At 69.0% G+C, this 22330-nt stretch carries 22 protein-coding genes and 1 tRNA gene; 13 read left to right on the forward strand and 10 right to left on the reverse strand.

Annotated elements, in window-relative coordinates; genetic code table 11:
* Positions 1 to 151 precede the first annotated feature (151 nt).
* Positions 152 to 1339: an NAD(P)/FAD-dependent oxidoreductase gene (locus tag ABFX45_RS24725; protein WP_109640707.1), complete on the forward strand. Its 1188-nt coding sequence runs from the start codon at positions 152 to 154 to the stop codon at positions 1337 to 1339.
* Between the two features lie 152 nt (positions 1340 to 1491).
* Here ABFX45_RS24725 and ABFX45_RS24730 read toward each other — a convergent pair whose 3' ends face one another.
* Positions 1492 to 1962: a MarR family winged helix-turn-helix transcriptional regulator gene (locus ABFX45_RS24730; protein ID WP_346132206.1), complete on the reverse strand. Its 471-nt coding sequence runs from the start codon at positions 1960 to 1962 to the stop codon at positions 1492 to 1494.
* Positions 1963 to 2044: 82 nt separating this feature from the next.
* Between ABFX45_RS24730 and ABFX45_RS24735 the strand changes: the two genes are divergently transcribed.
* The 3 genes from ABFX45_RS24735 to ABFX45_RS24745 all read left to right on the forward strand — a co-directional run bounded on the left by ABFX45_RS24735 (position 2045) and on the right by ABFX45_RS24745 (position 4941).
* Positions 2045 to 2626, forward strand: a complete 582-nt coding sequence (locus tag ABFX45_RS24735) for an FMN-dependent NADH-azoreductase (protein ID WP_346132208.1) — start codon at positions 2045 to 2047, stop codon at positions 2624 to 2626.
* Positions 2627 to 2635: 9 nt separating this feature from the next.
* Positions 2636 to 3028, forward strand: a complete 393-nt coding sequence (locus ABFX45_RS24740; RefSeq protein ID WP_346132210.1) for an NUDIX hydrolase — start codon at positions 2636 to 2638, stop codon at positions 3026 to 3028.
* Positions 3029 to 3090: 62 nt separating this feature from the next.
* Entirely contained in the window at positions 3091 to 4941 is a 1851-nt protein-coding gene (locus ABFX45_RS24745) for a glycoside hydrolase family 97 protein (RefSeq protein WP_346132212.1), read from the forward strand.
* Here the strand turns inward: ABFX45_RS24745 and ABFX45_RS24750 are convergent, their stop codons facing one another.
* Entirely contained in the window at positions 4942 to 6075 is a 1134-nt protein-coding gene (locus tag ABFX45_RS24750; protein ID WP_346132214.1) for an MFS transporter, read from the reverse strand.
* Between the two features lie 223 nt (positions 6076 to 6298).
* On the opposite strand from ABFX45_RS24750, the gene rox reads away from it, so the two are divergent.
* The 6 genes from rox to ABFX45_RS24780 all read left to right on the forward strand — a co-directional run bounded on the left by rox (position 6299) and on the right by ABFX45_RS24780 (position 12793).
* The gene (rox, locus tag ABFX45_RS24755; RefSeq protein ID WP_346132216.1) at positions 6299 to 7714 is read left to right on the forward strand and encodes a rifampin monooxygenase; all 1416 of its coding nucleotides are present in this window, start codon (positions 6299 to 6301) and stop codon (positions 7712 to 7714) included.
* Positions 7715 to 7759: 45 nt separating this feature from the next.
* The gene (locus tag ABFX45_RS24760) at positions 7760 to 8713 is read left to right on the forward strand and encodes a tetratricopeptide repeat protein (protein ID WP_109640714.1); all 954 of its coding nucleotides are present in this window, start codon (positions 7760 to 7762) and stop codon (positions 8711 to 8713) included.
* Positions 8713 to 9039 (forward strand): hypothetical protein, encoded by a 327-nt coding sequence (locus tag ABFX45_RS24765; RefSeq protein ID WP_109640715.1) that lies wholly within the window; start codon positions 8713 to 8715, stop codon positions 9037 to 9039. The genes ABFX45_RS24760 and ABFX45_RS24765 overlap by 1 nt, the downstream gene beginning before the upstream one ends.
* A 78-nt stretch (positions 9040 to 9117) precedes the next feature.
* Complete coding sequence (gene secD / locus ABFX45_RS24770; RefSeq protein WP_346132218.1) at positions 9118 to 11238, forward strand: protein translocase subunit SecD; 2121 nt, start codon at positions 9118 to 9120, stop codon at positions 11236 to 11238.
* Positions 11239 to 11248: 10 nt separating this feature from the next.
* Positions 11249 to 11620 carry a VOC family protein gene (locus tag ABFX45_RS24775; RefSeq protein ID WP_109640717.1) on the forward strand — a complete coding sequence of 124 codons (372 nt, stop codon included), beginning with the start codon at positions 11249 to 11251 and terminating at the stop codon, positions 11618 to 11620.
* 12 nt (positions 11621 to 11632) lie between these two features.
* Positions 11633 to 12793 (forward strand): lactate 2-monooxygenase, encoded by a 1161-nt coding sequence (locus ABFX45_RS24780; protein WP_346132221.1) that lies wholly within the window; start codon positions 11633 to 11635, stop codon positions 12791 to 12793.
* A 43-nt stretch (positions 12794 to 12836) separates the two neighbouring features.
* On the opposite strand, the gene ABFX45_RS24785 is transcribed toward ABFX45_RS24780, so the two are convergent.
* The 4 genes from ABFX45_RS24785 to ABFX45_RS24800 are packed head-to-tail and all read right to left on the reverse strand — an operon-like array spanning position 12837 to position 15929.
* The gene (locus ABFX45_RS24785) at positions 12837 to 13613 is read right to left on the reverse strand and encodes an ESX secretion-associated protein EspG (RefSeq protein WP_109640719.1); all 777 of its coding nucleotides are present in this window, start codon (positions 13611 to 13613) and stop codon (positions 12837 to 12839) included.
* A gap of 9 nt (positions 13614 to 13622) precedes the next feature.
* Positions 13623 to 14927, reverse strand: a complete 1305-nt coding sequence (locus tag ABFX45_RS24790) for a PPE domain-containing protein (RefSeq protein ID WP_346132223.1) — start codon at positions 14925 to 14927, stop codon at positions 13623 to 13625.
* A gap of 5 nt (positions 14928 to 14932) precedes the next feature.
* The gene (locus ABFX45_RS24795) at positions 14933 to 15505 is read right to left on the reverse strand and encodes a DUF3558 domain-containing protein (protein ID WP_109640721.1); all 573 of its coding nucleotides are present in this window, start codon (positions 15503 to 15505) and stop codon (positions 14933 to 14935) included.
* Positions 15506 to 15521: 16 nt separating this feature from the next.
* Positions 15522 to 15929 carry a hypothetical protein gene (locus ABFX45_RS24800; RefSeq protein WP_109640722.1) on the reverse strand — a complete coding sequence of 136 codons (408 nt, stop codon included), beginning with the start codon at positions 15927 to 15929 and terminating at the stop codon, positions 15522 to 15524.
* A 147-nt stretch (positions 15930 to 16076) separates the two neighbouring features.
* Here ABFX45_RS24800 and ABFX45_RS24805 point away from each other — a divergent pair, with 147 nt between their 5' ends.
* Positions 16077 to 16898 carry a hypothetical protein gene (locus tag ABFX45_RS24805; RefSeq protein ID WP_346132226.1) on the forward strand — a complete coding sequence of 274 codons (822 nt, stop codon included), beginning with the start codon at positions 16077 to 16079 and terminating at the stop codon, positions 16896 to 16898.
* On the opposite strand, the gene ABFX45_RS24810 is transcribed toward ABFX45_RS24805, so the two are convergent.
* On the reverse strand, positions 16880 to 17521 hold the full coding sequence (locus ABFX45_RS24810) for a helix-turn-helix domain-containing protein (protein ID WP_233440126.1): 642 nt from the start codon (positions 17519 to 17521) through the stop codon (positions 16880 to 16882). The two genes, ABFX45_RS24805 and ABFX45_RS24810, sit on opposite strands and share 19 nt — an antisense overlap.
* A gap of 76 nt (positions 17522 to 17597) precedes the next feature.
* Between ABFX45_RS24810 and ABFX45_RS24815 the strand changes: the two genes are divergently transcribed.
* Positions 17598 to 17834 carry a hypothetical protein gene (locus ABFX45_RS24815; protein ID WP_109640724.1) on the forward strand — a complete coding sequence of 79 codons (237 nt, stop codon included), beginning with the start codon at positions 17598 to 17600 and terminating at the stop codon, positions 17832 to 17834.
* Positions 17835 to 17893: 59 nt separating this feature from the next.
* Here ABFX45_RS24815 and ABFX45_RS24820 read toward each other — a convergent pair.
* From ABFX45_RS24820 to ABFX45_RS24830, 3 genes are all read right to left on the reverse strand, one after another.
* Positions 17894 to 17965: transfer RNA gene (locus tag ABFX45_RS24820), tRNA-Val, on the reverse strand.
* A 50-nt stretch (positions 17966 to 18015) separates the two neighbouring features.
* Positions 18016 to 19395 carry a carbohydrate-binding protein gene (locus ABFX45_RS24825; protein ID WP_346132228.1) on the reverse strand — a complete coding sequence of 460 codons (1380 nt, stop codon included), beginning with the start codon at positions 19393 to 19395 and terminating at the stop codon, positions 18016 to 18018.
* Positions 19396 to 19520: 125 nt separating this feature from the next.
* Positions 19521 to 21161, reverse strand: coding sequence for a bifunctional 3'-5' exonuclease/DNA polymerase (locus ABFX45_RS24830; RefSeq protein ID WP_428834186.1), 1641 nt, complete (start codon positions 21159 to 21161; stop codon positions 19521 to 19523).
* 522 nt (positions 21162 to 21683) lie between these two features.
* Here ABFX45_RS24830 and ABFX45_RS24835 point away from each other — a divergent pair.
* Positions 21684 to 22295 (forward strand): class I SAM-dependent methyltransferase, encoded by a 612-nt coding sequence (locus ABFX45_RS24835; RefSeq protein WP_346132232.1) that lies wholly within the window; start codon positions 21684 to 21686, stop codon positions 22293 to 22295.
* The last annotated feature ends 35 nt before the right edge of the window (positions 22296 to 22330 follow it).

Consider the following 22330-nt stretch of genomic DNA (forward strand, 5'->3'; position numbering starts at 1 on the left):
CTCGCGTGGATGAGACGCGTGCGGCCGGTGGTCGTGACGGAGGTTTCGCGTTCCGGGGAGGGGTCCCCGGAAATGTCTCCGCCGAGCGACCGCGCCGAGCTGCGGATAGCGTCGCACGAGGGACGAGAGTTGGTCACCAGGAGGGGTGAAAATGGCGGAACCGCAACGCATCGTGATTGTCGGGTCGGGCCTCGCCGGTGCCTCCGCGGCGGGCGCGCTCCGCGACCGCGGCTACGGCGGCAAGATCACCGTGTTCGGCACCGAGCATCACCGCCCGTACGAACTTCCCGCGCTGTCCAAGGACGTTCTGCTCGGCAAGGCCGGCGAACCCGCGTGGGTGCACGAGCCGGGTTTCTACGCCGACAACGAGATCGACCTCCAGCTCGGCGTCTCAGTGCTGGAGCTTCGACCGGGTGATCACACGATAGTTGACTCCGATGGAGCAGTGCGTTCCTACGATCGGCTCTTGCTCGCGACCGGATCGCGCCCTCGTGTTCTGCCTGGCGCGCAAGGACATGTGCTGCGCACGATCGACGACTCGCTGGCGCTGAGGTCCGCGTTGCGCGAGGGCAGGCACGTCGTGATCATCGGCGCGGGCTGGATCGGCTGCGAGGTGGCGGCCGCCGCCCGCACCCACGGCTGCCGCGTCACGGTGGTCGACCCCCTGGCAGAGCCGCTCGTGCGCGTAATGGGCGTGGAGATGGGCCGGATGTTCCGCGGCCTGCACGAGGAGCACGGCGTCGAGTTCAAGCTCGGCACCGGCGTGGCCGGTTTCTCTCCGTCGGGCCTGGTGCTCGACGACGGCACCGAGCTGCTGCCGGACGTGACGGTGCTGGCCGTGGGTGCGGCGCCGCGGCTGGAGCTCGCGGAGGCCGCCGGTCTGGAACTGGCCAACGGCGGCGTGGCGGTCGACCCCGCGTTGCGCACGTCCGCACCCGACGTGTTCGCGGCCGGCGACATCGCGGCGCACGACCACCCGCGCCACGGCCACCGAGTCCGCGTCGAGCACTGGGCGAACGCGAAGGACCAGGGCACGCACGTCGCGGGCTCGTTGCTCGGGCTGGACGAGCCGTACCAGAAGTCGCCGTACTTCTACACCGACCAGTACGACCTGGGCATGGAGTACCGCGGCCTCGCCGATCCCGGCGACGAGGTGGTGGTGCGCGGCGACCTGGCCGCGCGGCAGTTCATCGCGTTCTGGCTGCGGGACGGGCGGCTGCGGGCGGCCATGAACGTCAACGTCTGGGACCACGGCACGGCGCTGCAGGCGTTGGTGGACGCGCAGGCGACCGTGACTCCGGCGCAGCTGCGCGAGGCGGACCTGGGTTCCCTGGCCTAGTGGCGCGTCCCGGAACGTTGGCGAGGTAATCCACGCTCAGCAGGGCACCTCGCGGCACCGCCCCCGTACAACCAGTACGAAGGACGCGGGGCCGGCACCACGATCCACCCGTCTGACCGCGAATTCCCCCGGCAACCTTCCGGGCTACACCACTAGAGGCAGGAGCCGTGCACGGGTGCTTCACCATCGGCGAGGTTGATCAACGCCCTGCGGATGACCGCCATCTCCTCGCGGGTGAAGCGGTCGCGGAAGGCACGTTCGACCTCGGCGAGCGCGTCACCCGCCTGCTTCTGCAGCTCACGGCCCTTGTCGGTGATCATCGGCGTGCGCACCCTGCGGTCCTTCGGATCGGGTACGCGCAGGATCAGGCCGGCGCGCTCGAGCTTGTCGAGCTCGCTCATCAGCGTCGTCTTGTCCAGTCCGAGCATGGCGCCGAGCTTGAGCTGGGTGCGTTGCCCCTCGTCGTTGGCGAGTGCCTGCAGCACCAGCTGACCACGCGGTGAGACGCCGAACTTCGCGGTCTCCTCGGCGAACGCCGCTCCGACCCGCTGGGCCGCGCGGTGCAGCAACCAGTTGAAGTCCCACTTCTCCATGCACGCGGGTATCGGCTGCTGCTCCTCCATGTGGTCCATCCTACATCCCGGGCAAGATGTTCTCGGATCAGAACATCTTGACTCGGACGTTCTTCGCTCGTATGTTCTGAGTATGACCAATCTGCTTCACATCGACTCGAGCATCCGCCACGAGGGCTCCGTGACCCGTGAGATCACTGGCGCGTTCGCCGAGGTCTGGCGGTCCGCGAACCTGGGCGGCGGCTACGTCTACCGGGACCTCAATGCGGCACCGGTCCCGCACGTCGACGGCACTCAGCACGACATCAAGGCGGACCTCGTCGCCGAGGTCAGGGCCGCCGACGTGATCCTCATCGGTGCGCCGATGTACAACTTCTCGATCCCGTCGACGCTGAAGGCGTGGATCGACCAGGTCGCGGGCGTGGAGTTCTTCCCGCGTGAGGACGGCACGTTCGAACTGGGCGGCAAGCGCGTCGTCGTGGTGACCGCGCGGGGTGGTTCCTACAAGCCGGGCACGCCGCGCGCGGGCTTCGACTTCCAGGAGCCGTACCTGCGGGCGGTGCTGTCGATGATCGGGCTCGACCAGAACCTGGAGTTCGTGCACGCCGAGCTCACGATGGCCGACGTCAACCCGCAGCTGCACCAGTTCCGCGAGCTCGCGGTCGAGTCGCTCGCCGACGCGCACCGCGTGGTGCAGGAGCTCGCGTCCGCCTAGCCTGGCGGCATGATCGACAAGATCGCCTGGATCCATCTGAAGGACGGCAGGGTGCTGGGCACCCGATCGGCCGGCAAGGGCACGTACTACCTGCCCGGCGGGAAACGGGAACCGGGGGAGTCCGACGTCGAGACGCTCGTGCGCGAGATCCGCGAGGAGCTGACCGTCGAGATCGACGCGGCGTCGGCGAAGCACATCGGGACGTTCGAGGCGCAGGCGCACGGCCACTCGTCGGGGGTGATCGTGCGAATGACCTGCTACACCGCCTCGTTCGCGGGAGAGCTGGTGGCGGCAAGCGAGATCGAGGAACTCGCGTGGCTCACCACCGCCGACGCGGACCGGATCTCGCCGGTCGATCGAATCATCTTCGCTCATCTACACGAAGCAGGGCTGCTGGCCTAGTCTGGTAAGCGCTTTCCCAATCCTGTCCACCTACCGCCGCCACGCTGTAGGGAGTGACACGCATGGGGCTTCGCAACAGATCGGTGGTGCTGGCGGCGGTGTGTGCGGCCGCCACCGGCGCACTGGTCGGCACGACTCCCGCCATCGCCGAATCCGGGGAATGGCGCGTCATCGCGCCAATCGGGGCGCAATCCGTTGCGCCAGAAGCACTTGTACGGCTCGACCAGGGGAAGTTGAGCCTCTCGGTCCGGCACGGCGGCACCACGGTGCTGGAGCCGTCCGCGCTGGGCATCCGCACCGCCGACGCCGACCTCACGTCGGGGCTGAAGTTCGTGGGGTCGGCGTCGCGGCTCGTTCAGGACTCGTACACGACGGTGTCCGGCAAGAAACGTGAGCACACCTACGTCGGTACGGAGACGACGTTCCACTTCCAGCGCTTGGCCGAACGGCTGGACGTCGTGGTGCGCACGTCCGCGGAAGGCGTGGCGTACAGGTACGTCCTGCCGTCGGGCAAGTGGGCGACCGTGCTCGGTGAGGCGTCCGAGTTCGCAGTGCCTTCCTCCGCCGAGAAGTTCCTGTTGCCGTACGACAACGGGCGCGGCGACTACGAGTCCGCACACGTCCGCGTGGCTGAGAAGGGCGTCGAGTACGGGTATCCGGCGCTGTTCAACGTCTCGGGCTCGTGGTTGCTGCTCGCGGAATCCGATGTCGACGGCCGCTACGGCGGATCACGGGTCGTCTTCGACGGTTCTCGCTATCGGCTCGTTCTGCCCGACCCCGCGGAGACCTCGGCTGGCCCGCTCGCCACGCCGTGGCGGGTGCTGGGCGTCGGCTCGCTGTCCTCGCTGGTCGAGAGTTCGCTGATCACGTCGCTCGCACCGCCGTCGAAGATCGCCGACACCTCGTGGATCAGGCCCGGCACGGCGGTGTGGTCGTGGTGGGGCGACGGCACGGGAAACCTCGCTCTGCAGAAGCAGTACGCGGACTACGCGGCGAAGCAGGGCTACCGGTACAACCTCGTCGACTCCGGCTGGAGCGCCGACTGGATTCCCGAGCTGATCTCGTACTCGAAGGCGCGTGGTGTCGAGACGTGGTTGTGGGTGCGGTGGCAGACCATCGACACCGACAGCGAACGAGAGCGGCTCTTCGCCCAGTACCGCTCGTGGGGCGCGGTCGGTCTGAAGATCGACTTCGTCGAGTCCGACGGGCAGGACCGCATGCGCTGGTACGACGCCGTGTACGCGGCGGCCGCGAAGCACCGGTTGATGCTGAACTTCCACGGCGCGCCGATCCCGCGCGGGGTCGAGCGGACCTGGCCGCACGTGCTGACGGTGGAGGCGGTGAAGGGTGCGGAGGGCACGAAACCGCGTCCCGGCCGGGAGCCGTTCCCGATCGAGCACTACCTGACGTTGCCGTTCACCAGGAACCTGACCGGGCCGATGGACTTCACCCCGGTGACGTTCTCCGGCGTGCGACCGAACTCCGATGCGGCCGAGCTGGCGCTGGGGGTGCTCTACGAGTCCGGTGTCCAGCACTTCGCGGACAAGATCTCCAGCTACGCCTCGTACCCGGTGGCCGAGCAGTTCCTGCGCACGGTTCCCGCCGCGTGGGACGAGACCCGGCTCGTGGCGGGGGATCCCGGCAGGCTGGCCGTGCTCGCCAGGCGGCTCGGTTCGACCTGGTTCTTGGGTGCCGGCGTGGCGGGCGGTCCACGTGACCTCTCGATCGGCACGGGATTCCTCGGCTCCGGCTCCTGGCTGGTCGAGCTGTACCACGACGGTCCGACGGGCAAGATCACGTTCGACACCAAACGGGTTTCGGCGGGAGACTCGCTGACGGTGCCCGTGGCTCGGAACGGCGGTTACGCGGCCAGGCTCTGCCAGGTGCCGCCGACCACCACGACGTGCGGCTGATCACTCCATCTGGCCGGCCGCTCGCGCGGGGGCCGGGCGCGTGGTGAAGCGACGCGCCCGGCTCCCGCGCACCCACATCGCGGCGGCGGCGGTGATGACGGCGATGATCACGTAGATCGCTTCGAAACTGATGTTCGCGACGAGTGCCGCGCCCGCTGCGAGTCCCAGGGGTGCGGCACCGAACACGATGCTCATGGCGGTCGCGCTGACCCTGCCGATGGCGCCGGCCGGTGTGCGTTGCTGGACCAGGGTGGCGACCGCGATCACGGCCCAGGCGAGCCCGATGCCGTGCACGAACCCGGCCACGAGCACCGCGGGGAGCCAGGCCGTCGTCCTGGCCAGCGCCGCGACCGCGATGAGCACGAGTCCGGCCGTGACGTTCGCGCGTTTCCCCGTCAGGCCCGCGAGGACCGATCCGGCGCCTTGGACCGCGGACAACACTCCGAGGAACTCCGGTCCATCGTGCAGACCCTTCTCGACCAGCGCGAACGACGCCGCGGAGTGCAGTGAGCCTGCGAACAACGCTGTGGTGGCGCCGAGGATGGGCCAGGTCAGCGCCTTGAGATGCGGCCAGCTCGGTGCTTCGCGCGGTGTGGGCGGTGGTTCGTCGACTCTGATCATGCTGGTGGCCGCCGCGGCGAGCAGGAACGACAGCGCGTCGATCGCGACGACCGGCCACGCGCCGTACGCGGCGAACAGGGCTGCGCCCGCGAGTGGTGCCACGAGCTTCATGCCTTCTTGCAGTGACATGCGCAGCCCGTTGACCCCGGCGAGCTGGTCCTGCGGGAGCATCGCCACGAGCAACGCCGGTTCCGCCGCGCTGACCAGCACCGCCTTCACGCCGTAGACCAGCAGAACCGTGAAGATCACCCGGACGTCGTCGGTGAAGAACAGCACCGCGAGCACCGGGACCATCGCGAGGTTGGTGCAGATCAGCAGCGGGCGGCGGCGGCAGGCGTCGGCGATCCTGCCGATCCACGGCGACAGCACGCCCGGCGCGTACACGCACAGGATCGCGACAGTGGCGAGGGCGTCGCTGCCGGTCAGCGTCTTCACCCAGATCCCGGCGACCAGGTACATCGCGCTCGTGCCGAAGAAGGACAGCGCCAGTCCCGCGAAGTACCACTGCACCATGCAAACCACCCTGCCATGAAAGTTGAGCCTGCTGCACTCAACTTGGCGCGATCGGTGGGCTGCGGTGCGATTCGGTCGTGGAATGTCCCCAGAAATGCGAAAAGGCGGGGATGTTCTCCCTGCCCTCTTCAAGGTATAGCGCACCCCCGGTCTTGCGGCAAGGCCCCGGTGATGCCTCATCCTTTCCCGGCCAACGTGCTTTACCTGGGGAAATGGGGACTCCATGATCGACGTCATCATCGCCGGCGGCGGGCCGACCGGCATGATGCTGGCCGGCGAGCTGCGGTTGCACGGCGTGCGCGTGGTCCTGCTGGAGAGGGACGAGGAGCCGACCAAGGTGGTCCGTGCGCTCGGCCTGCACGCCCGCAGCATCGAGGTCCTGGACCAGCGCGGCCTCGTGGACAGGTTCCTCGAGCTCGGCACGAAGCACCCGCTCGCCGGGTTCTTCGCCGGCATCGAGCGGCCCGCGCCGGAACGGCTGGACACCAAGTACCCGCACGTCCTCGGTCTCCCGCAGCCGAAGATCGAGCGCCTGCTCACCGAACACGCGCTGGCGGCCGGCGCCGAGATCCGTCGCGGGTGCGCCGTCACCGGGCTGTCGCAGGACGAGGACGGGGTGACCGTCGAACTGGCGGACGGCACCTCGTTGAGGGCGAGCTACCTCGTCGGCTGCGACGGCGGCCGCAGCACCGTGCGGAAGCTGGCCGGCATCGACTTTCCCGGCGAGCCCTCGCGGGTCGAGACGTTGCTGGGTGAGATGGAGATCGGCATCCCCTGGGAGGAGGCGATGCCGTTGATGCTGGAGGTCCGCAAGACGCACAAGCGGTTCGGCATCGGCCCGTACGGCGACGGTGGGTATCGGGTCATCGTGCCCGCCGAGGGCGTGAACGAGGACCGGACCGTCATGCCGACGCTCGACGACTTCAAGCAGCGGCTGATCGCGGTTGCCGGAACGGACTTCGGCGTGCACTCGCCGCGGTGGATGTCGCGCTTCGGCGACGCCACCCGGCAGGCCGAGCGCTACCGGTCCGGCCGCGTGTTCCTGGCGGGCGACGCGGCGCACATCCACCCGCCGACCGGTGGCCAGGGCCTCAACCTGGGCCTGCAGGACGCGTTCAACCTGGGCTGGAAGCTCGCCGCTGCGGTGAACGGCTGGGCGCCCTCCGACCTGCTGGACACCTATGAGGGCGAACGGCACCCGGTGGCGGAGGAGGTGCTGAACAACACCCGTGCGCAGATCGAGCTGATGAAGGTCGAGCCGGGGCCGCAGTCGGTGCGGCGGGTGTTCACGGAGCTGATGCGGTTCGAGGAGGTCAACCGGTATCTGGTCGAGAAGATCATCGCGGTCGCGATCCGGTACGACTTCGGCTCTTCCGACGACCTGGTGGGTCGCCGGATCGGGGACCTCGCGCTGAAGCGGGGCGGGCTCTACGAGCAGATGCACGCAGGACGCGGGATCCTGCTCGACCAGACCGGGCGGTTGTCCACGTGCGACCGGGCGGACCGGGTCGACCACGTCGTCGACGTCAGCGAGGAGCTGGACGTGCCCGCCGTGCTGGTGCGGCCGGACGGGCACGTGGCGTGGGCCGGCGACGACCAGCAGAGCCTGGAAACGGCGCTCGCTCGCTGGTTCGGCTGAGGTCACCCGTTCGGGGGCAGGGGGCGCGCTGTCACACTGTGCGGCGTGTCCGAGCCGATGAACGCGGTGCTGCTGCGCGCCGCCGAGCTCACCGCCTCGGGGAAACCGCGGCAGGCGATCGACCTGCTGCGGCCCCTGGTGGCGGCGAACCCTCGGCACTCCGAGGCGTGGTGCCGGCTCGCTGCCGCCCACCTCGACCTCGGTGAGGCGGACCAGGCGCTCGACTCGGCCAAGCGGGCGATGATCCTCGACGGCGAACCGGCGTGGCCGCAGCGGCTGGCGGCGCTGGCGTTGAGCGACCTCGGCCGGCACCAGGAGGCCGCCGTCGCGGCGCGGGAGTCCGTGCGCCGCAAGCCCGGTGACTGGCGCTGCTACGTCGTGCTGGCCGAGGTGCTCGCGGACCTGCCGGACGGTGGTGTCGAGGCGTTCGACTCGGCCCTGCACGCCTCGCAGCTCGCGCCCACCGAGGCACGGGCGTTCCAGGTGCTCGGCGACGCGGCCCTGCGCATGCGCGACTGGGGCACCGCCGAGCACGCCTACCGCACGGCGATCAAGCTCGACCCGTCCGACGCGGACTCCAAGGCCAACCTCGCGACCGTGCAACGGCGCCGTGCCGCGAAGCCTCCCGCGCCGATGCAGCTGAACAAGGTCCAGGTGTGGCGTGCGCTGCGCATGCTGGCGATGCTGCTGGTCGGCGGCGGGCTGCTGGCGCTGGTAGCCGGTATGCCGCGGCCGACGCCCTACCTGGGCTTCTTCACCGGCGCGCTGGTGTTGTGCTGTGTTGTCGTGGCGCTGCGGCTGCGCCCGTTCAAGCTGCTCTTCGGCCTGCGCAAGCTCGCCGTGACGGTGTCGCTGCTCGCCGCCTCCGTGGTGATCCTGACCGCGTGGACGGTCGCGTTGCTGTTCGGGGCCACCACGATGCAGCCACTTGTGCTTTCCTGGTTGTGCGCTGTCGTGGGGGGAGCGCTCGTGTACGTCGGGGGAGGCAGGAAGCGGTGATGCGTCGCAACGCGGTCGCGCTCGCGGTTCTGCTGTTCCTCGGGCAGCTGTTCATCGTCGCCGCGCCCGCCGAGCCCACGCCCTCTTCCGGTTCCGTCGTCCGGCACGCCCACGACTTCGCGAACCTGCCCGGCGCCGCGCCCAAGCCGCACAACCACCACGCGGCCCAGGTGCCGCAGGCCCAGCTGCCGATGGACGTGCCGCCGGTCGCGAAGCCCTCGCTGCCCGTCCGTTTCGTCGTCTCCTTCGTCCGGCGCGTGCACCGCACGCCCGACGGCATCCGCTGGTCCCCGCAGCGGGACCGCTCGCCGCCTTCCGGTCGCTGAAACCCGTTTCTCAGCAACCACTTTCCCGGAAGGCTTCAACCACCCATGTCGCGCGACAACGCGCGGCGGGGTCTCCTCGTGCGCGGTCTGATAGCGCTCGGGGTCCTCGTCGCATCCGCTTTTCTCCTGCTCACCACCGATCCCCGCCTGGGCCTCGACCTGCGCGGCGGCACCCAGATCGTCCTCGAGGCCAAGGGCGACTCCGACGCGGCCGACCGATCTCTGGAGGTCCTGCGCCGCCGCGTCGACGCACTCGGCGTCGCCGAACCGGTCATCGCCCGCTCCGGCGAGAACCGCATCGTCGTCGAACTCCCCGGCGTCCAGGACCCGGAAGAAGCGGTGAAGGTTCTCGGCCGCACCGCGCAGCTGCTCGTTCAGCGCAACGGCCAGACCGTCATGACCGGCGAAGGCATCTCCGACGCGTCCGCTGTCCGCAACCAGCAGGGCGCGGGCTTCGTCGTGAACATCCAGTTCCAGGGCGAAGCCCCGTCGAAGTGGCAGAAGGTCACCGGCGAGGCGGCCTGCGAACCGCCGGGCACACCCGGCCGCCAGATCGCCTTCGTGCTGGACGGCAAGCCCATCTCGTCGCCGGAGGTCAGCTCCGATACGCCCTGCGGCGCCGGCCAGGCAGGCGGCGCCACCACGATCACCGGCCGCTTCTCCCAGCCGGAGGCCAAGGAGCTCGCCCTCGTCATCCGCTCGGGTGCGCTGCCCGTGCCGGTCGAGGTGATCGAACAGCGCACGGTCGGCGCCACCCTGGGCGCCGAGGCGATCGACGCCAGCGCCAAGGCCGCGATCATCGGCATCGCCCTGACCTCGTTGTTCCTGATCTTCGCGTACCGGCTGGCAGGCGTTCTGGCGGTCGTGGCGCTGGCCGGCTACGCGGGTGTCGCCTACGCGGGTCTCCTCGCGGTCGGCGCGACCCTGACGTTGCCCGGCCTGGCCGGCTTCGTGCTGGCGATCGGCATGGCGGTCGACGCGAACGTCCTGATCTTCGAACGGGCACGCGAGGAGTACACCCGAAAACCGAACCTGCGCCGTGCCGCGGAATCCGGCTTCCGCGGGGCGCTGAGCGCGATCGCCGACTCGAACGTGACGACGCTGCTGGCAGCCGGTCTGCTGTTCTGGCTGGCCACGGGCCCGGTCCGGGGCTTCGGCGTCACGCTGACCATCGGTGTGCTTGCCTCGATGTTCAGCGCCCTCGTGCTGTCGCGTGTGCTGGTGCTGTGGGTGCTGGGCACTCGGTTCGTGTCGAAGCGTCCACGGCTGAGCGGTCTGCACACGCTGGGCTGGGTGCGGCAGCGGCTGTCCGTCGTGCTGTACCGGCGGCCTTCCGCGTGGTTGATCAGCGCGGGCGTGCTGGTGCTCGTGGCGTTCGCCGGCCTGTTCGTGCGCGGCCTGAACCTGGGCGTCGAGTTCACCGGCGGCCGCATGCTCGACTTCACCGCGGGCGGCCCCGTCGACCCCGGCCGCGTCCGAACCGCGCTGGCGGACGGCGGCTTCGGGGACGTCGTCGTGTCCTCGTCCGGCAACGAGGTGTCGCTGCGCACCGGCCCGATCAACGACGCCGACTCGTCCCGCATCGGCACGATCGTGTCCTCGGCGGTGGACAACGGTGCCCGCCAGTCGAGCAACGAGCTGATCGGCCCGTCGCTGTCGTCCGAACTGCGCCGCAACGCCGTGATCGGCCTGGCCATCGCCGTCGCCGCCCAGCTCGCGTACCTGGCGGTGCGCTTCGACTGGCGCCTGGGCCTCGCCACGGTCGCCGCGCTGGTCAGCGACGTGCTGGTGCTCATCGGCGTGTTCGCGTGGATGGGCAAGACCGCGGACGGCGTGTTCCTCGCGGCCCTGCTGACCGTGATCGGCTACTCGGTGAACGACTCCGTGGTCGTCTTCGACCGCCTGCGTTCCCTGCGCGGCTCACGGCTGTCCGCGTCGTACCCGGACCTGGTGTCCGACGCGGTGGTGCAAACCGTGCCACGCACCGTGAACACCGGCATCGGTGTGCTGTTCGTCCTGTCGGCGCTGCTGGTCCTGGGTGACGGCTCGCTGGCCAACTTCGCCACGGCGTTGCTCATCGGCCTGATCGCGGGGACGCTGTCCACAGTGGTCACCGCGGCGCCCGTAGCGATGTGGCTGGAGTCCCGCTGGCCGAGGCGAGCAGTTTCGAAGAAGCGGACGGCGGGGGTGCGGGCCTAGCGTTCTGCGCATGATCACTCATGTGCACTCGGCCACCATCAACGTCCGCGACCTCGACGAGGCGCTGAGCTTCTACGTGGACGTGCTGGGCTGGGAGAAGCGACAGGACAGCAACGAGGCGGGCATGCGCTGGCTGACCGTCGCTCCTCCCGGCGCCCAGACGGCGTTCGCGCTCTCGCAGTCCGACACGCCCAACGTGTCGTTCACGATGGGCTGCGGCATCTCGCTGATCACCGACGACATCGACGGCGACTGCGCGGCCTTCCAGGAGAAGGGGGTGCAGGTCAAGGCCGCGCCGGAGACCATGCCGTGGGGCGATCGGGCGACGTGGTTCAGCGACCCGTTCGGCAACGAGTTCTTCCTGGTTCAGCTCGCTTCGTAGCAGAGTAGGAGCATGACCTCATTCGCCGCGTACCAGAACGAGATCTACCTGCAGGGGCTCGGCGGCGCGGTGCCGCCGTTCACCACCGATCCGGACGCGCTGGAGCAGTCCGCGCGCGACAGGCTGGGGCCGGGGCCGTTCTGGTACGTGGCGGGAGGTGCCGGCTCCGGAGCCACCGTGCGGGCGAACCGGGAGGCGTTCGACCGGGTGCGGATCGTGCCGCGGATGCTGACCAACGCGACCGAGCGGCACCTCGGTGTGTCGGTGCTGGGCACAGAGCTGCCCGCGCCCGTGATGCTCGCACCCGTTGGCGTGCAGTCGATCCTGCACCCGGACGGCGAGCTGGCCACCGCGCGGGCGGCGGCTGAGCTGGGGGTGCCGATGGTGTTGTCGACGGCGTCCTCGCACACGATCGAAGAGGTCGCCGAGGCGTCGGGTGACGGGCCTCGCTGGTACCAGCTGTACTGGCCGAACGATCCGGACGTGTGCGCGTCGCTGCTGGACCGGGCGCGCAAGGCCGGGTTCACGGCGCTGGTCGTCACGCTCGACACGTGGACGCTGGCGTGGCGGCCGCACGACCTGGACCAGGCGTATCTGCCGTTCCTGCGGGGCGTCGGCACGGCGATTCCCTTCAGCGACCCCGTTTTCCGCGCAGGGTTGCAGAAGTCGCCGGAGGACGACCTGCCGATGGCGATCCTGCGGTGGGTCCAGCTGTTCACGGGTACCGACAAGTCGTGGGACCAGCTGGCTTTCCTGCGCGAGCACTGGGACGGACCGATCGTCCTCAAAGGAATCCAGCACGCGGACGACGCGCGCAAGGCGGTCGAGTCCGGAATGGACGGAATCGTGGTGTCCAACCACGGCGGGCGCCAGGTCGACGGTGCGGTCGGCTCGTTGGACGCGCTGCCGTCGATCGTGGACGCGGTCGGGGAGCAGATCGACGTTCTCTTCGACTCCGGGATTCGCACCGGCGCGGACATCGTGAAGGCGTTGGCGCTCGGGGCCAAGGCGGTGATGGTCGGGCGGCCGTACGCGTACGGGCTGGCGCACGGCGGGCAGGTCGGCGTGAAGCACGTGGTGCGGAGCCTGCTCGCGGACTTCGACCTGACGCTCGGCCTGTCGGGTCACCGCAGCCCCGCTGAACTCAGGCCGGACGCGCTGCGGCTCGCCTGAACAGCATCGGCCGGGCCGCGATCGCGACCCGGCCGAGGTGCCGTTACGGCATCGTGGCGGTCAGGTGGGCGAGGGTGCCGAAGTCGGCGGGCTGCACCCGCAGCCAGCCCTCGCTCTTCGCCGCGATGTAGCGCCCGCTCGTCGTGTCGATGTACGTGAGCGGGGCGATGCAACGCTGCTTGCGGCCGAGGTGGTCGCGCTTGGCCGAGTAGACCTGACCGCCGCCGATTCGCGGCTGGTTCATGATCTCCTTGAGCTGCGCGACCAGCTGGTCGTTCGGCGTGCTGGTCGGACGGCTCTGCTGCATGAACGAGCCGGTGTCCTCGTAGGACTGCCGCTTCTGCTCCAGCGCGTCCTCTGGCAACGTGATCGGGTTGCCCTTGCCTGCCGGCGTGGGCGGCAGGGCACCGACCAGCGCCTGCGGTGCCTCCTCCGGACGGACCGGTTCCAGCACGAACTGCTGTTCCGGCGTCAGCACGATCCGCAGCGCGTCCTGGCCGTTCGACACGACCAGCACGCTCTGCTGCGGCCCGTCTTTCAGGCTGAAGAACGCCCAGTACTCAACGCCGGCTTCCATCACGAGCCGCAGCGCGTTGGCCAGGTCCGGATGGACCTGGCTCCCGCGCGCCAGCCCGTAGGCCTCGAGTTGTGCCCACGCGAGGCGCTGCAGCCGTTCGAGCTCGCTCAGGTCACCCGACTCGAGGCGGTCCTCGTCGAACTCGACCTGCGTGAGCAGCGCCCGGTGCAGCGACGGCAGGCCCGCCGCCTGCCACGCCTGGTAAAGCGCCGTGACGGGGATGGCGACCCTGGATCTCAGCACGTTCTCTCCTTATCCGCCGATGACCGGCGGAGCCACCATCGTTCCGTCGCCGAAGATGTCCTCGGTCTCCTGCAGGTACGACGCGGACTTGTGCTCCTTGTCCTCGTCTCCCTGGCCACGACCGGCACCGGCGCCCATGCCTCCGGCGCCCATACCGGCAGCGCCACCACGACCGGCCGCACCAGCGGCACCCGCCGGCCCGAAGCCACCGGCACCACCGCGGCCCTGCTCAGCGCCAGCCACACCGGCCGCACCACCGAAGCCGCCGCCCATGCCACCGGGCCCGCCGAGGCGAGCCGCCGCGGCACCGCCGAGGCCGCCCGCGCCTCCACCACGGCCGCCGCCGGCACCTCCGCCGCCGCCACCGCCACCGCCACCGCCGCCGCGCCCGCCGAGCCCACGCCCTCCGGGGCCGCCCGGACGGTTGCGCGGGTCGTTGGGGTCGAGCCGGCCGCGGTTGCGCGGGTCGTTCGGGTTGTTCGGGTCCCACCTGCCACCGGGCGGGATGTTGGGGTCACCGCCGGGAGGCCGGTTGCGCGGGTCGTTCGGGTCGCCGATACCCGGCGGCCTGTTGCGCGGGTCGTTGGGGTCGGTCCACTGCGGATTGGTCGTGTCGCTGTTCGGCGGCTTCCAACCCGACAGGTTGGTGTCGTCGCCAGAGCCGGGAGGCGTTCCGGTGCCGGGAGGGGTGCCGGTGCCCGGTGGCGTGTACGGGTCCCCCGTACCGTTCCGGTCGACCTTGCCGATCTTGCCGTTGCCCTGCTCCTCCATGCCCGCATCGCTGGCAGTGGGGGAGATGAAGGTCGGCATGTTGTTCGTGCTGGCCGTGACGGTCTCCCCGTACTGGGAGAACGCCTGCATGTTCTGCTCGTTGACCTTCTGGTTCTGCTCGACGGCCTTGTCGTAGTCCGTCTCCCACGGCTTCCAGTCGTTGAGGAACGGCTTGTCCGGAACCTCTGGCGGCTTCGACATCTTGTACTTGGCGTCGACATACGCCTGACCGACGGTGTCGGACGTCGTGGCCACGGATTTGGCGGACTCTCCTGTTACATCCGCCCACGTGGCAAGCGGTGAGGTCGCGCCACGCGCTGCGTCAGCGGCCGCGCCCTCCCAGGACGCACCGGAGTCCTTCACGGCTTGTTCGATCAGCCTCGAGACGTCGGCGTGGCCGGTGGACACCTCGCGCCAGTCCTGAGCGCTCGGTCCCGTGCTCTGGCTCGGTCCCTTGCCCTTCTCGAACCAATTGTAAACAGTGTTGCCGCCCGCGAGGGGCAGCATCAGGAAGCCTCCGATGTTCGGCTCATCCCCAGCCATAACTGCTACCCCTTCAGGTTTTCAATGATCATCTTTGCGACCGTCTCGGACTCGATGCAGGGTTTTTTCGTCGCGCGCTCGTCCTTCGCGACGTTGACCTGCAGGGTCACCGAGTCGGTCTTGGACGCCTGGATGATCGTTGCGCAGCTCATCTCACCGTTCGTCTGATCGCTGGTGATAAGGCGCACGCCGTCGACCTTGTGGTCGGTGAACACAGGGTCGCTCTTGACGTTGGCGACCATCTCTTCAACGTCCTTGTCCTTGGTCACGGAGATCGTGTATGTGGAGTTCTTGATGACATCCTGGCCCTTCCAGGTGCACAAGGGGCCGAGCACATCGCTGCCGGTCTGAGGTGCGCGGACGGAACCGAGCTTTGCGACCTGGGCAGCCGTGAGAATTTCGCACGGCTTGCTGACGAACTTGTCGATGCTGAGACCCGAGGGCGAATCGCTGCTGGTAGGCGCGGTGCTCGTCTGCTCGCCACCGGTCGGCGCCGTCGTGTTGGCGTTGCCACCGGTCTTTTCCGAGCAACCGGCCAGGACGCCGATGGCGAGGACGGCGGTCAGCAGGGCGGTCATGCGCTTCAAGATCGTGTCAACCCTTCAGTGCGGTCTGCGCCGCCTCGTCGGTGCCCCGGTACTTGGCCAGGGCCTTTTCGATGTTCTCGATCGTCTTTTCGAGCGCCCTCTGCGCGGCTTCGTTGGCCCAGGCGTAGCCACCGGGGTCTTTGCCTGCTGCTTGGCGCATCGCGAGGGTTGCCCACCCGCTGTAGGGGTCGGGACCGGGGGCTCCTGACGACTGCAGACGGCCGGCTTTCTGCTCGAGCTCTACCAGCCGTTCGATCGCCAGCTTCAAGCCGTCGATCATCTTCTGGGCCTGGTCGGGGTCGACGCTGAACCGGGCAGTACCCGCGCCTCCGGCTCCAGCCGCGGCACCCGCAGCGGCCCCGGCAGCCTTGGCCGCGGTCGCCATCACCGGCACGATCGCGTCGAACATCAGCATCCTGGCCAGCTCCCCTCAGAACTCAACACCCCTGTTGGAGGATTTTCGCACAGCGCCGGTTCCACTTGGAGGCGATCGAATCAGCTGATCAGGTCACATGGCCGTTTCGTTCAAGACCCCGCAGAGTCACCGCCCTAGGTTCGAGACATGATCGAACGAGCGAGGAACTTCATCTGGCACAACGCCCGCACGCTGGAACAACGCTGGTTCGAGCACGCCTTCGACGGTGGCTCGGCGAACGCCGTGGTCCAGGCCGTGCTGGCCTACCGCAACGACGACGGTGGCTACGGTCACGCCCTCGAACCCGACCACCGCGGGCCCACCAGCCAGCCGCTGCACGCCCTGCGCGCGCTGCAGATGTTCGGCGAGGTCAACGCCCCCGAGCATGCCGAATCGATTCTGACGTGGCTCAGGAACACCTGCCCCGACGGCTCGGTCCCGTTCGGCATGTCCACGTCGAAGGGGCATCCCATGGCCCCGTGGATCGCCGCCGACGACCAGGGCGGACTTCTCCTGACGGCCCAGATCGCGGCCGCACTGCTGGCGCTCGGGATCACCGACCCGTGGCTCGACAAGGCCACCGCCTACTGCTGGCAGGAGATCGACAAACTGGAGAAGACCCACCCGTACGAGCTACGGGCCGCGGTGATGTTCCTGGACGAGGTCGGGGACCGCAAGCGCGCGGAACTCGCCGCGGAAAAGCTCAGGCATCTGCAGGTCGAGGGCTATGAAGACGACGAAGGCATGGCTCCGCACCACTACGCGGAAAAGCCGACCGGTCTTGCCCGCGCGTGGTTCACCGACGACGAGTTCAGCAAGGACCTCGACGAACTCCAGAACGGCCAGCAGGAAGACGGCGGCTGGAACTTCGGCTTTCCCGCGTTCACGCCGGTCGTCAACTTCGAATGGCGTTCCATCGCCACGGTCGACGCATTGCTGACCCTGCGCCGCTACGGCCGGATCAGCTGACCGAGCGGCACTCCGGCCAGAGCACGAACTTCGCGGGCCAGGTGCGCCTGGTCCGCGTAACCCGCTTCAACCGCAACGGAAGCGAACGGCATCCCGTCCCACGCCAGGCGCATCGCCGCGTCGAACCGCAGCACCCGCTGCAACACCTTGGGCGGATACCCGAACGCGTCCAGGCACCGGCGCCGCAGCTGACGAGAGCTCAACCCGATCTCCCAGGCGGCCGAAGCCACGTCACAGGTCCGCAGCAACGACGCCGTCGCGGCCAGCGCCGGATCGACCACGAGCCGCGCAGCGCAGAACGCCACCATGTCCGAGAACGAGTCGAGCCGCGCCGACGGAACCAGCTCGGACAACGGCACCCGCAGATCCCTGACGGCGTGCGCGGGCACCCCGAACACCGAGGGAAACGCCCCAGGCGGCAACCGCACGCCGTACAGCGTCCCCGGCGCGACCTCGGCGAGCTGAGCCCGGGTGTCCGGCCCGGCGACGAACAAGGAACCGGTCGCCGGAGCCCACATCAGGTCCGTGCAGCCGTCCGGCACCACCCGCTGCACGGTCGGAGACGAGACCGTGCGCGTCCACAGGCAAGCCAGACCCGCGGGTGCGGGACGTTCGGCGTACACCACCCCATCATCTCAGTCCGGAACGATCCACACCGTCGTGGCAGGATGATCAACGACATCGACTGGAGGAATGTCAATGAGTCGAATCCTGAGCACGGTCGCGGCGGCTTCGGTCGTTCTGGGCGTGATCCTCGCTGGTGCGGGCACGGCGTCCGCGCAGGAGCCCTACAAGAAGTACCCGACGAAGTCCGCCTGCGAGACGGCGGGCTTCCAGTACTACGCATCCGGCAAGACGGTTCGGTGGGACTGCACCGGGCCGCACTCCGCCAGCCCCGCCAGCCAGAAGTACTGGCTCTACCTGCTCCCCAGGTGAAACACGACGGGGCGAGTTGTGTTGGCGGAATCCGCGAACACAACTCGCCCCGAGTGGAGTGGACGATACTGGGATTGAACCAGTGACCCCTACCGTGTCAAGGTAGTGCTCTCCCACTGAGCTAATCGTCCGTGCAGGACGAGATTCTAGCTCAGGGCCGAGCCGGGTCGCTCACCCAGGGTCAGGTTCCGAACTTCACCCAGTTCACGCTCACGTACGGCGCAGGCTGTCCACTCGTGAACGTCACGTAGACGTCGTGCACCCCGCTGATGTTGGAGATGTTCGCGGGAATGGTTCTCCACGCGTCCCAGCCACCGGTGTTGCCGACCGCGAACGACCCGACCGGTGCGGCTGTGCGCGATCCGAGCCGCACCTCGACCAGACCGCTCACCCCGCCGCCGGCACCCGACGCCACGCGGGCGTAGAACTGCCGGGCCGGGCCGGGACCGAAGTTCACGCCGGAGAACTTCAGGTAGCCGCCGTTCGCGATCTGGTGCACGCCGGAGCCGCCGTCGGCCGGTGCCACGGAGCCGCCAGAACGTTCAGAGGCGTTCTCCGCCTGCAGTTCGCTGTACGCGGAACCCCCACCGCCGGGGTTCGACGTCGTGGTCGTCGTCGGGGGAGTGGTGGGGCCACCGCCAGCCGTGTAGACGGCCACGTAGTCCACGACCATCGAGTGTCCGGACTGAGTGGCCGCGACAGGGGTCGGCTGACCGTTGTTCAGCGCGTTCGGGAACGCGCCGCCCATCGCGAGGTTCAGCAGGATGAAGTACCCCGCGTGCGAGGTCATCCGGTCCCACACTCCCGCGCCGAGCTGAGCCTGCGTCACGGTGTGGTAGTGCTGGCCGTCGACGAACCACTTGAAGCTCTTCTCGGCGTCGTCCCACTCGAAGCGGTACGTGTGGAACGCCGACTGGCAGGAGGCGCCGGGGCAGACGCGCGAGTTGCCGATGCCGCTGAACTCGTTGCAGGCGCCGCCGGGTGCGACGTCGCAGTGCAGCACGCCCCACACGGAGTTGATGCCGTTGACGTTCTCCATCACGTCGAACTCGCCGATGCCCGGCCAGTTCCAGTAGTTGCCGCGGAACGGCGAACCGAGTGCCCAGAACGCTGGCCAGTAGCCGAGTGCGGCCTCGCCGGTGACGTTCGGCATCTGGATGCGGCCCTCGATGGCGAGCTTGCCGCCGGCCGCGGGCTTGAAGTTCGCGCGCTGGGTTTCGATGCGCGACGACGTCCAGTTGCCCGCGCCGTCCTTCAGCGCGGTGATCCGCAGGTTGCCGGAGCCGTCGAGTTTGATGTTGCTGGTGCTGTTCGTGTAGTTCTGGATCTCACCGGTGCCCCAGTTCGCGGGACCACCCGGGTAGCTGTGACCCAGGTCGAAGATCCAGTTGGAGCTCGACGGCAGCGATCCGTTCGGGCCGTTGAAGTCGTCACCCCAGACCTGCGTCCATCCCGCTGCAGGGGGTGGGATCGAAGCGTTGGCAGACATGGCGGCAATCGCCAGGGGTACCGCGGCAAGAAGAGCTGTCGTGGCCGCGAGGATGCGGCGGCGTGGCTTCATGCGCGAGTGACCTCCTTGTCACGGGTGCAGTCCATTTATGAGAGCGCTCTCACGGGGTGCGGGGCAAGCGGCCATTCGGAGCAACGAGTCGGAACGCAGCAGGTCGTACCGCGTCTTGTTTGGACTTATTTCGCGTCGGCGTAGCACGCGACGGGCACGGCGTTCATCGGGAACCGCACCGCGGTCTCGCCGAACAGCAGCCGCGTCGCCTCGCGTCCGGCGTCCGCTATCGCCTGGATCACCGCGTCGGCGTCCTCGCGCGGGCAGTGCACGAGCACCTCGTCGTGCTGGAAGAACACGAGGTGGGCGTCGGCGGGCAATCTGTTGCGCAGCACGCCCAGCAATGCCGCCGTCCAGTCCGCCGCACTGCCCTGCACGACGAAGTTGCGCGTGAACCGCCCCCAGTTCCGCGCCGCCTGCCGCGACGAGCTCGACACCTCGCCCGAGTCGTCCGCGCCGCCGGTCAGCTCGCGCCACGCCTCCGAGGGTGCGGGCGACGTGCGTCCCAGTCGCGTGCGGACCATCCGCCCTTGCTCACCGGCCTGCGCCGCGGCCTCCACGTATCCGACGGCTTGGGGAAACCTCTTGCGCAGCACGGCGAGCAGCGGTCCGGCCTCACCCGAGGTGCCGCCGTACATCGCCGACAGCATCGCGATCTTCGCGCGCGGCCGCTCGCCCTTGAACGAGTCCTCGGCCAGCGCGGAGTAGAGATCGTCGTCCCCGCACACCTCGATCAACCGCTGATCTCCCGACAGGGCAGCCAGAATCCGCGGTTCGAGCTGTGAGGCGTCGGCCGCCACGAGGCACCAGCCGTCGTCCGCTATCACCGCTTTCCGCATCAGCCGGGGAATCTGCAGGGCCGCACCACCACGCGACGCCCAACGGCCCGACACCACGCCACCGACGACGTAGTCCGGTCGGAACCGCCCGTCCTTCACCCACGCGTCGAGCCACGTCCAGCCGTGCGCCACCCACAGCCGTGCGCGCTCTTTGTACTCCAGCAACGGTTCCACGGCCGGATGGTCGATGTTCTTCAGCACCCACCGCCGCGCCGACGGCACGTCGATGCCCTCACGCGCGAACGCCCGCACGATGCTCGCCGGCGCGTCCGGGTTGACCTCCTTGCCGCCGAACGCCTCCCGGATCTGGTCCGCCAACGCCTGTAACACCTTCGGCCGCACACCCGGCGCAGTGCGCGGGCCGAGCATCTCCTCGAGGATCTCGTTGTGCACGTCCGCCCGCCACGGCAACCCGCGGTGCGTCATCTCCGCCGCCACCAACGCCGACGCCGACTCCGCCGCGATCAGCAGCCCCAGCGCCGGATTCCGTTGCTGTGCCCGGAAAACCAGCGACAACGCGGCCAGCGCGTCCGTGCCGCCCGGCAGCACCACCGGCTCGGGCTCGAACAACGTCAGCTCGACGTCCTTCTTGCGCGGCCCCAGATCCGCCGGCGCCGGCATCCCCAGCTCGCGCGCCAGCGCCGCCGCCAGCTCCTTCGGCTCGCGGTGCCTGCCCTCGGCGCCGAGCAGCAACGCCTCGGTGAGGTGCAGGTCCCAGCACCGGTCGACCCGCACCCCGGCGCGCAGCAGTGCCGGGTAGACCTCGGTGGTGTCCGCCCACACCCACCGCGGTTTGTGGGCACGCTCCAGCGACGCGACGGCGGTGGCCAGCGACTCCGCCGCCATCGCGGGACCAGCGGGCGTCCCGTCGTCGTGCAGCTTCTGCCACCGGCCCGCACCGTCCGCTTCCGGGACGAGGGCGACCAGCACGCCACTGATTGTGCAGCGAGGGTCTGACAGTTTCAGTCCGGACTGAAACCGGGCGCCCGGTTCTGTACCGGGAAATGTTGAAAAGCTTTGCAACGAGTTGCATTCAAGGATGAATTCTACGAATTCACCCGGAATGAATGAAAGAATGATCATCTCCCGGTGGAAGCGCTGCCACAGTGCGGAACACAAGCAACGCTCACCTCGGGAGAGCTCTCATGACCAACGGCAACGCGGCCACCGGGCTGCGCGACCTCAACGCCGGTATACCCGAGGCTGACCAGCTCAAAGGTGCCGTTCGGCGGTCCACGACGACGTGGCGTCGTGGTCGCGGACCGGTGACTTCTGGCACTGGGGCATGCATTGCCCGAAACTGCTCGAAGAACTGACCGATCTCTGCCCGAACTTCAACGCGGGCGTCAGCGACGGTTTCTCCGAGCAGCTCTACTTCCAGACATTGCGCGGGCTGCCGCACCCGGCAGGCGATTTCAAAACCCTCAACGTGCTGGAGTCGGCTGCGGCATGGGCGAGGGCCTCAACTTCCTCGTCCGCCTCGTGGACCCCTCCCGAGCGGTCGGTCTCGACATCTCCGCGGCCGCCATCCGCAGGGCCAACGCGCTGCTCGCCCGCGGCGACCGGCTCACCTACGTCGAGGGCGACGCCGAGCGGCTGCCGTTCGGCGATCAGGAGTTCGACCTCGTCATCAACGTCGAGAGCTCGCACAACTACCCGGACGTCGAGCGGTTCTTCCACGAGGTCGCCCGTGTGCTCGAGCCGGGCGGCCACTTCTCGCTCATCGACGTGTTCGACCCCAGGTCGTCCGCGCGGTTCGGCAGGCTCCAGCAGGAGATCACCGACTTCGAGTGGATCCACGAGCGCGACGTCACGGAGAACGTGAAGAGCGCGATCCGCCGGCGCATGGCGCCCGGCAGCTTCTTCCGCGAGGAGTACGCCCGCAAGCGGATGCCGCTCAGGGCACGGATCATCGGCGGCATCGGCGGCGCGCACTACGCCGGCGCGGACTTCATCGGCCACCGCGATGCCCTGCCCAGGGTGCTGGAGCTCGCCCGCATCCGGCCCGGGTTCGTGGGTGAGTACGAAAGTTACCGTCACCACCTCGCACGGCGTGCCTAACCGTTGGAGGATCTCCAAGCCAGTCAGCAAAGGAG

The organism is Lentzea roselyniae (assembly GCF_039537795.1).
GTDB lineage: Bacteria > Actinomycetota > Actinomycetes > Mycobacteriales > Pseudonocardiaceae > Lentzea > Lentzea atacamensis.

What these genes read in the sequence shown, in the direction of transcription:
- ABFX45_RS24725 (WP_109640707.1), top strand. Translation starts at nt 152, where the DNA reads ATGGCGGAACCGCAACGCATCGTGATTGTCGGGTCGGGCCTCGCCGGT.
- ABFX45_RS24730 (WP_346132206.1), bottom strand. Translation starts at nt 1,962, where the DNA reads ATGGAGGAGCAGCAGCCGATACCCGCGTGCATGGAGAAGTGGGACTTC.
- ABFX45_RS24735 (WP_346132208.1), top strand. Translation starts at nt 2,045, where the DNA reads ATGACCAATCTGCTTCACATCGACTCGAGCATCCGCCACGAGGGCTCC.
- ABFX45_RS24740 (WP_346132210.1), top strand. Translation starts at nt 2,636, where the DNA reads ATGATCGACAAGATCGCCTGGATCCATCTGAAGGACGGCAGGGTGCTG.
- ABFX45_RS24745 (WP_346132212.1), top strand. Translation starts at nt 3,091, where the DNA reads ATGGGGCTTCGCAACAGATCGGTGGTGCTGGCGGCGGTGTGTGCGGCC.
- ABFX45_RS24750 (WP_346132214.1), bottom strand. Translation starts at nt 6,075, where the DNA reads ATGGTGCAGTGGTACTTCGCGGGACTGGCGCTGTCCTTCTTCGGCACG.
- rox (WP_346132216.1), top strand. Translation starts at nt 6,299, where the DNA reads ATGATCGACGTCATCATCGCCGGCGGCGGGCCGACCGGCATGATGCTG.
- ABFX45_RS24765 (WP_109640715.1), top strand. Translation starts at nt 8,713, where the DNA reads ATGCGTCGCAACGCGGTCGCGCTCGCGGTTCTGCTGTTCCTCGGGCAG.
- ABFX45_RS24775 (WP_109640717.1), top strand. Translation starts at nt 11,249, where the DNA reads ATGATCACTCATGTGCACTCGGCCACCATCAACGTCCGCGACCTCGAC.
- ABFX45_RS24780 (WP_346132221.1), top strand. Translation starts at nt 11,633, where the DNA reads ATGACCTCATTCGCCGCGTACCAGAACGAGATCTACCTGCAGGGGCTC.
- ABFX45_RS24790 (WP_346132223.1), bottom strand. Translation starts at nt 14,927, where the DNA reads ATGGCTGGGGATGAGCCGAACATCGGAGGCTTCCTGATGCTGCCCCTC.
- ABFX45_RS24795 (WP_109640721.1), bottom strand. Translation starts at nt 15,505, where the DNA reads ATGACCGCCCTGCTGACCGCCGTCCTCGCCATCGGCGTCCTGGCCGGT.
- ABFX45_RS24800 (WP_109640722.1), bottom strand. Translation starts at nt 15,929, where the DNA reads ATGCTGATGTTCGACGCGATCGTGCCGGTGATGGCGACCGCGGCCAAG.
- ABFX45_RS24805 (WP_346132226.1), top strand. Translation starts at nt 16,077, where the DNA reads ATGATCGAACGAGCGAGGAACTTCATCTGGCACAACGCCCGCACGCTG.
- ABFX45_RS24815 (WP_109640724.1), top strand. Translation starts at nt 17,598, where the DNA reads ATGAGTCGAATCCTGAGCACGGTCGCGGCGGCTTCGGTCGTTCTGGGC.
- ABFX45_RS24825 (WP_346132228.1), bottom strand. Translation starts at nt 19,395, where the DNA reads ATGAAGCCACGCCGCCGCATCCTCGCGGCCACGACAGCTCTTCTTGCC.
- ABFX45_RS24835 (WP_346132232.1), top strand. Translation starts at nt 21,684, where the DNA reads ATGGGCGAGGGCCTCAACTTCCTCGTCCGCCTCGTGGACCCCTCCCGA.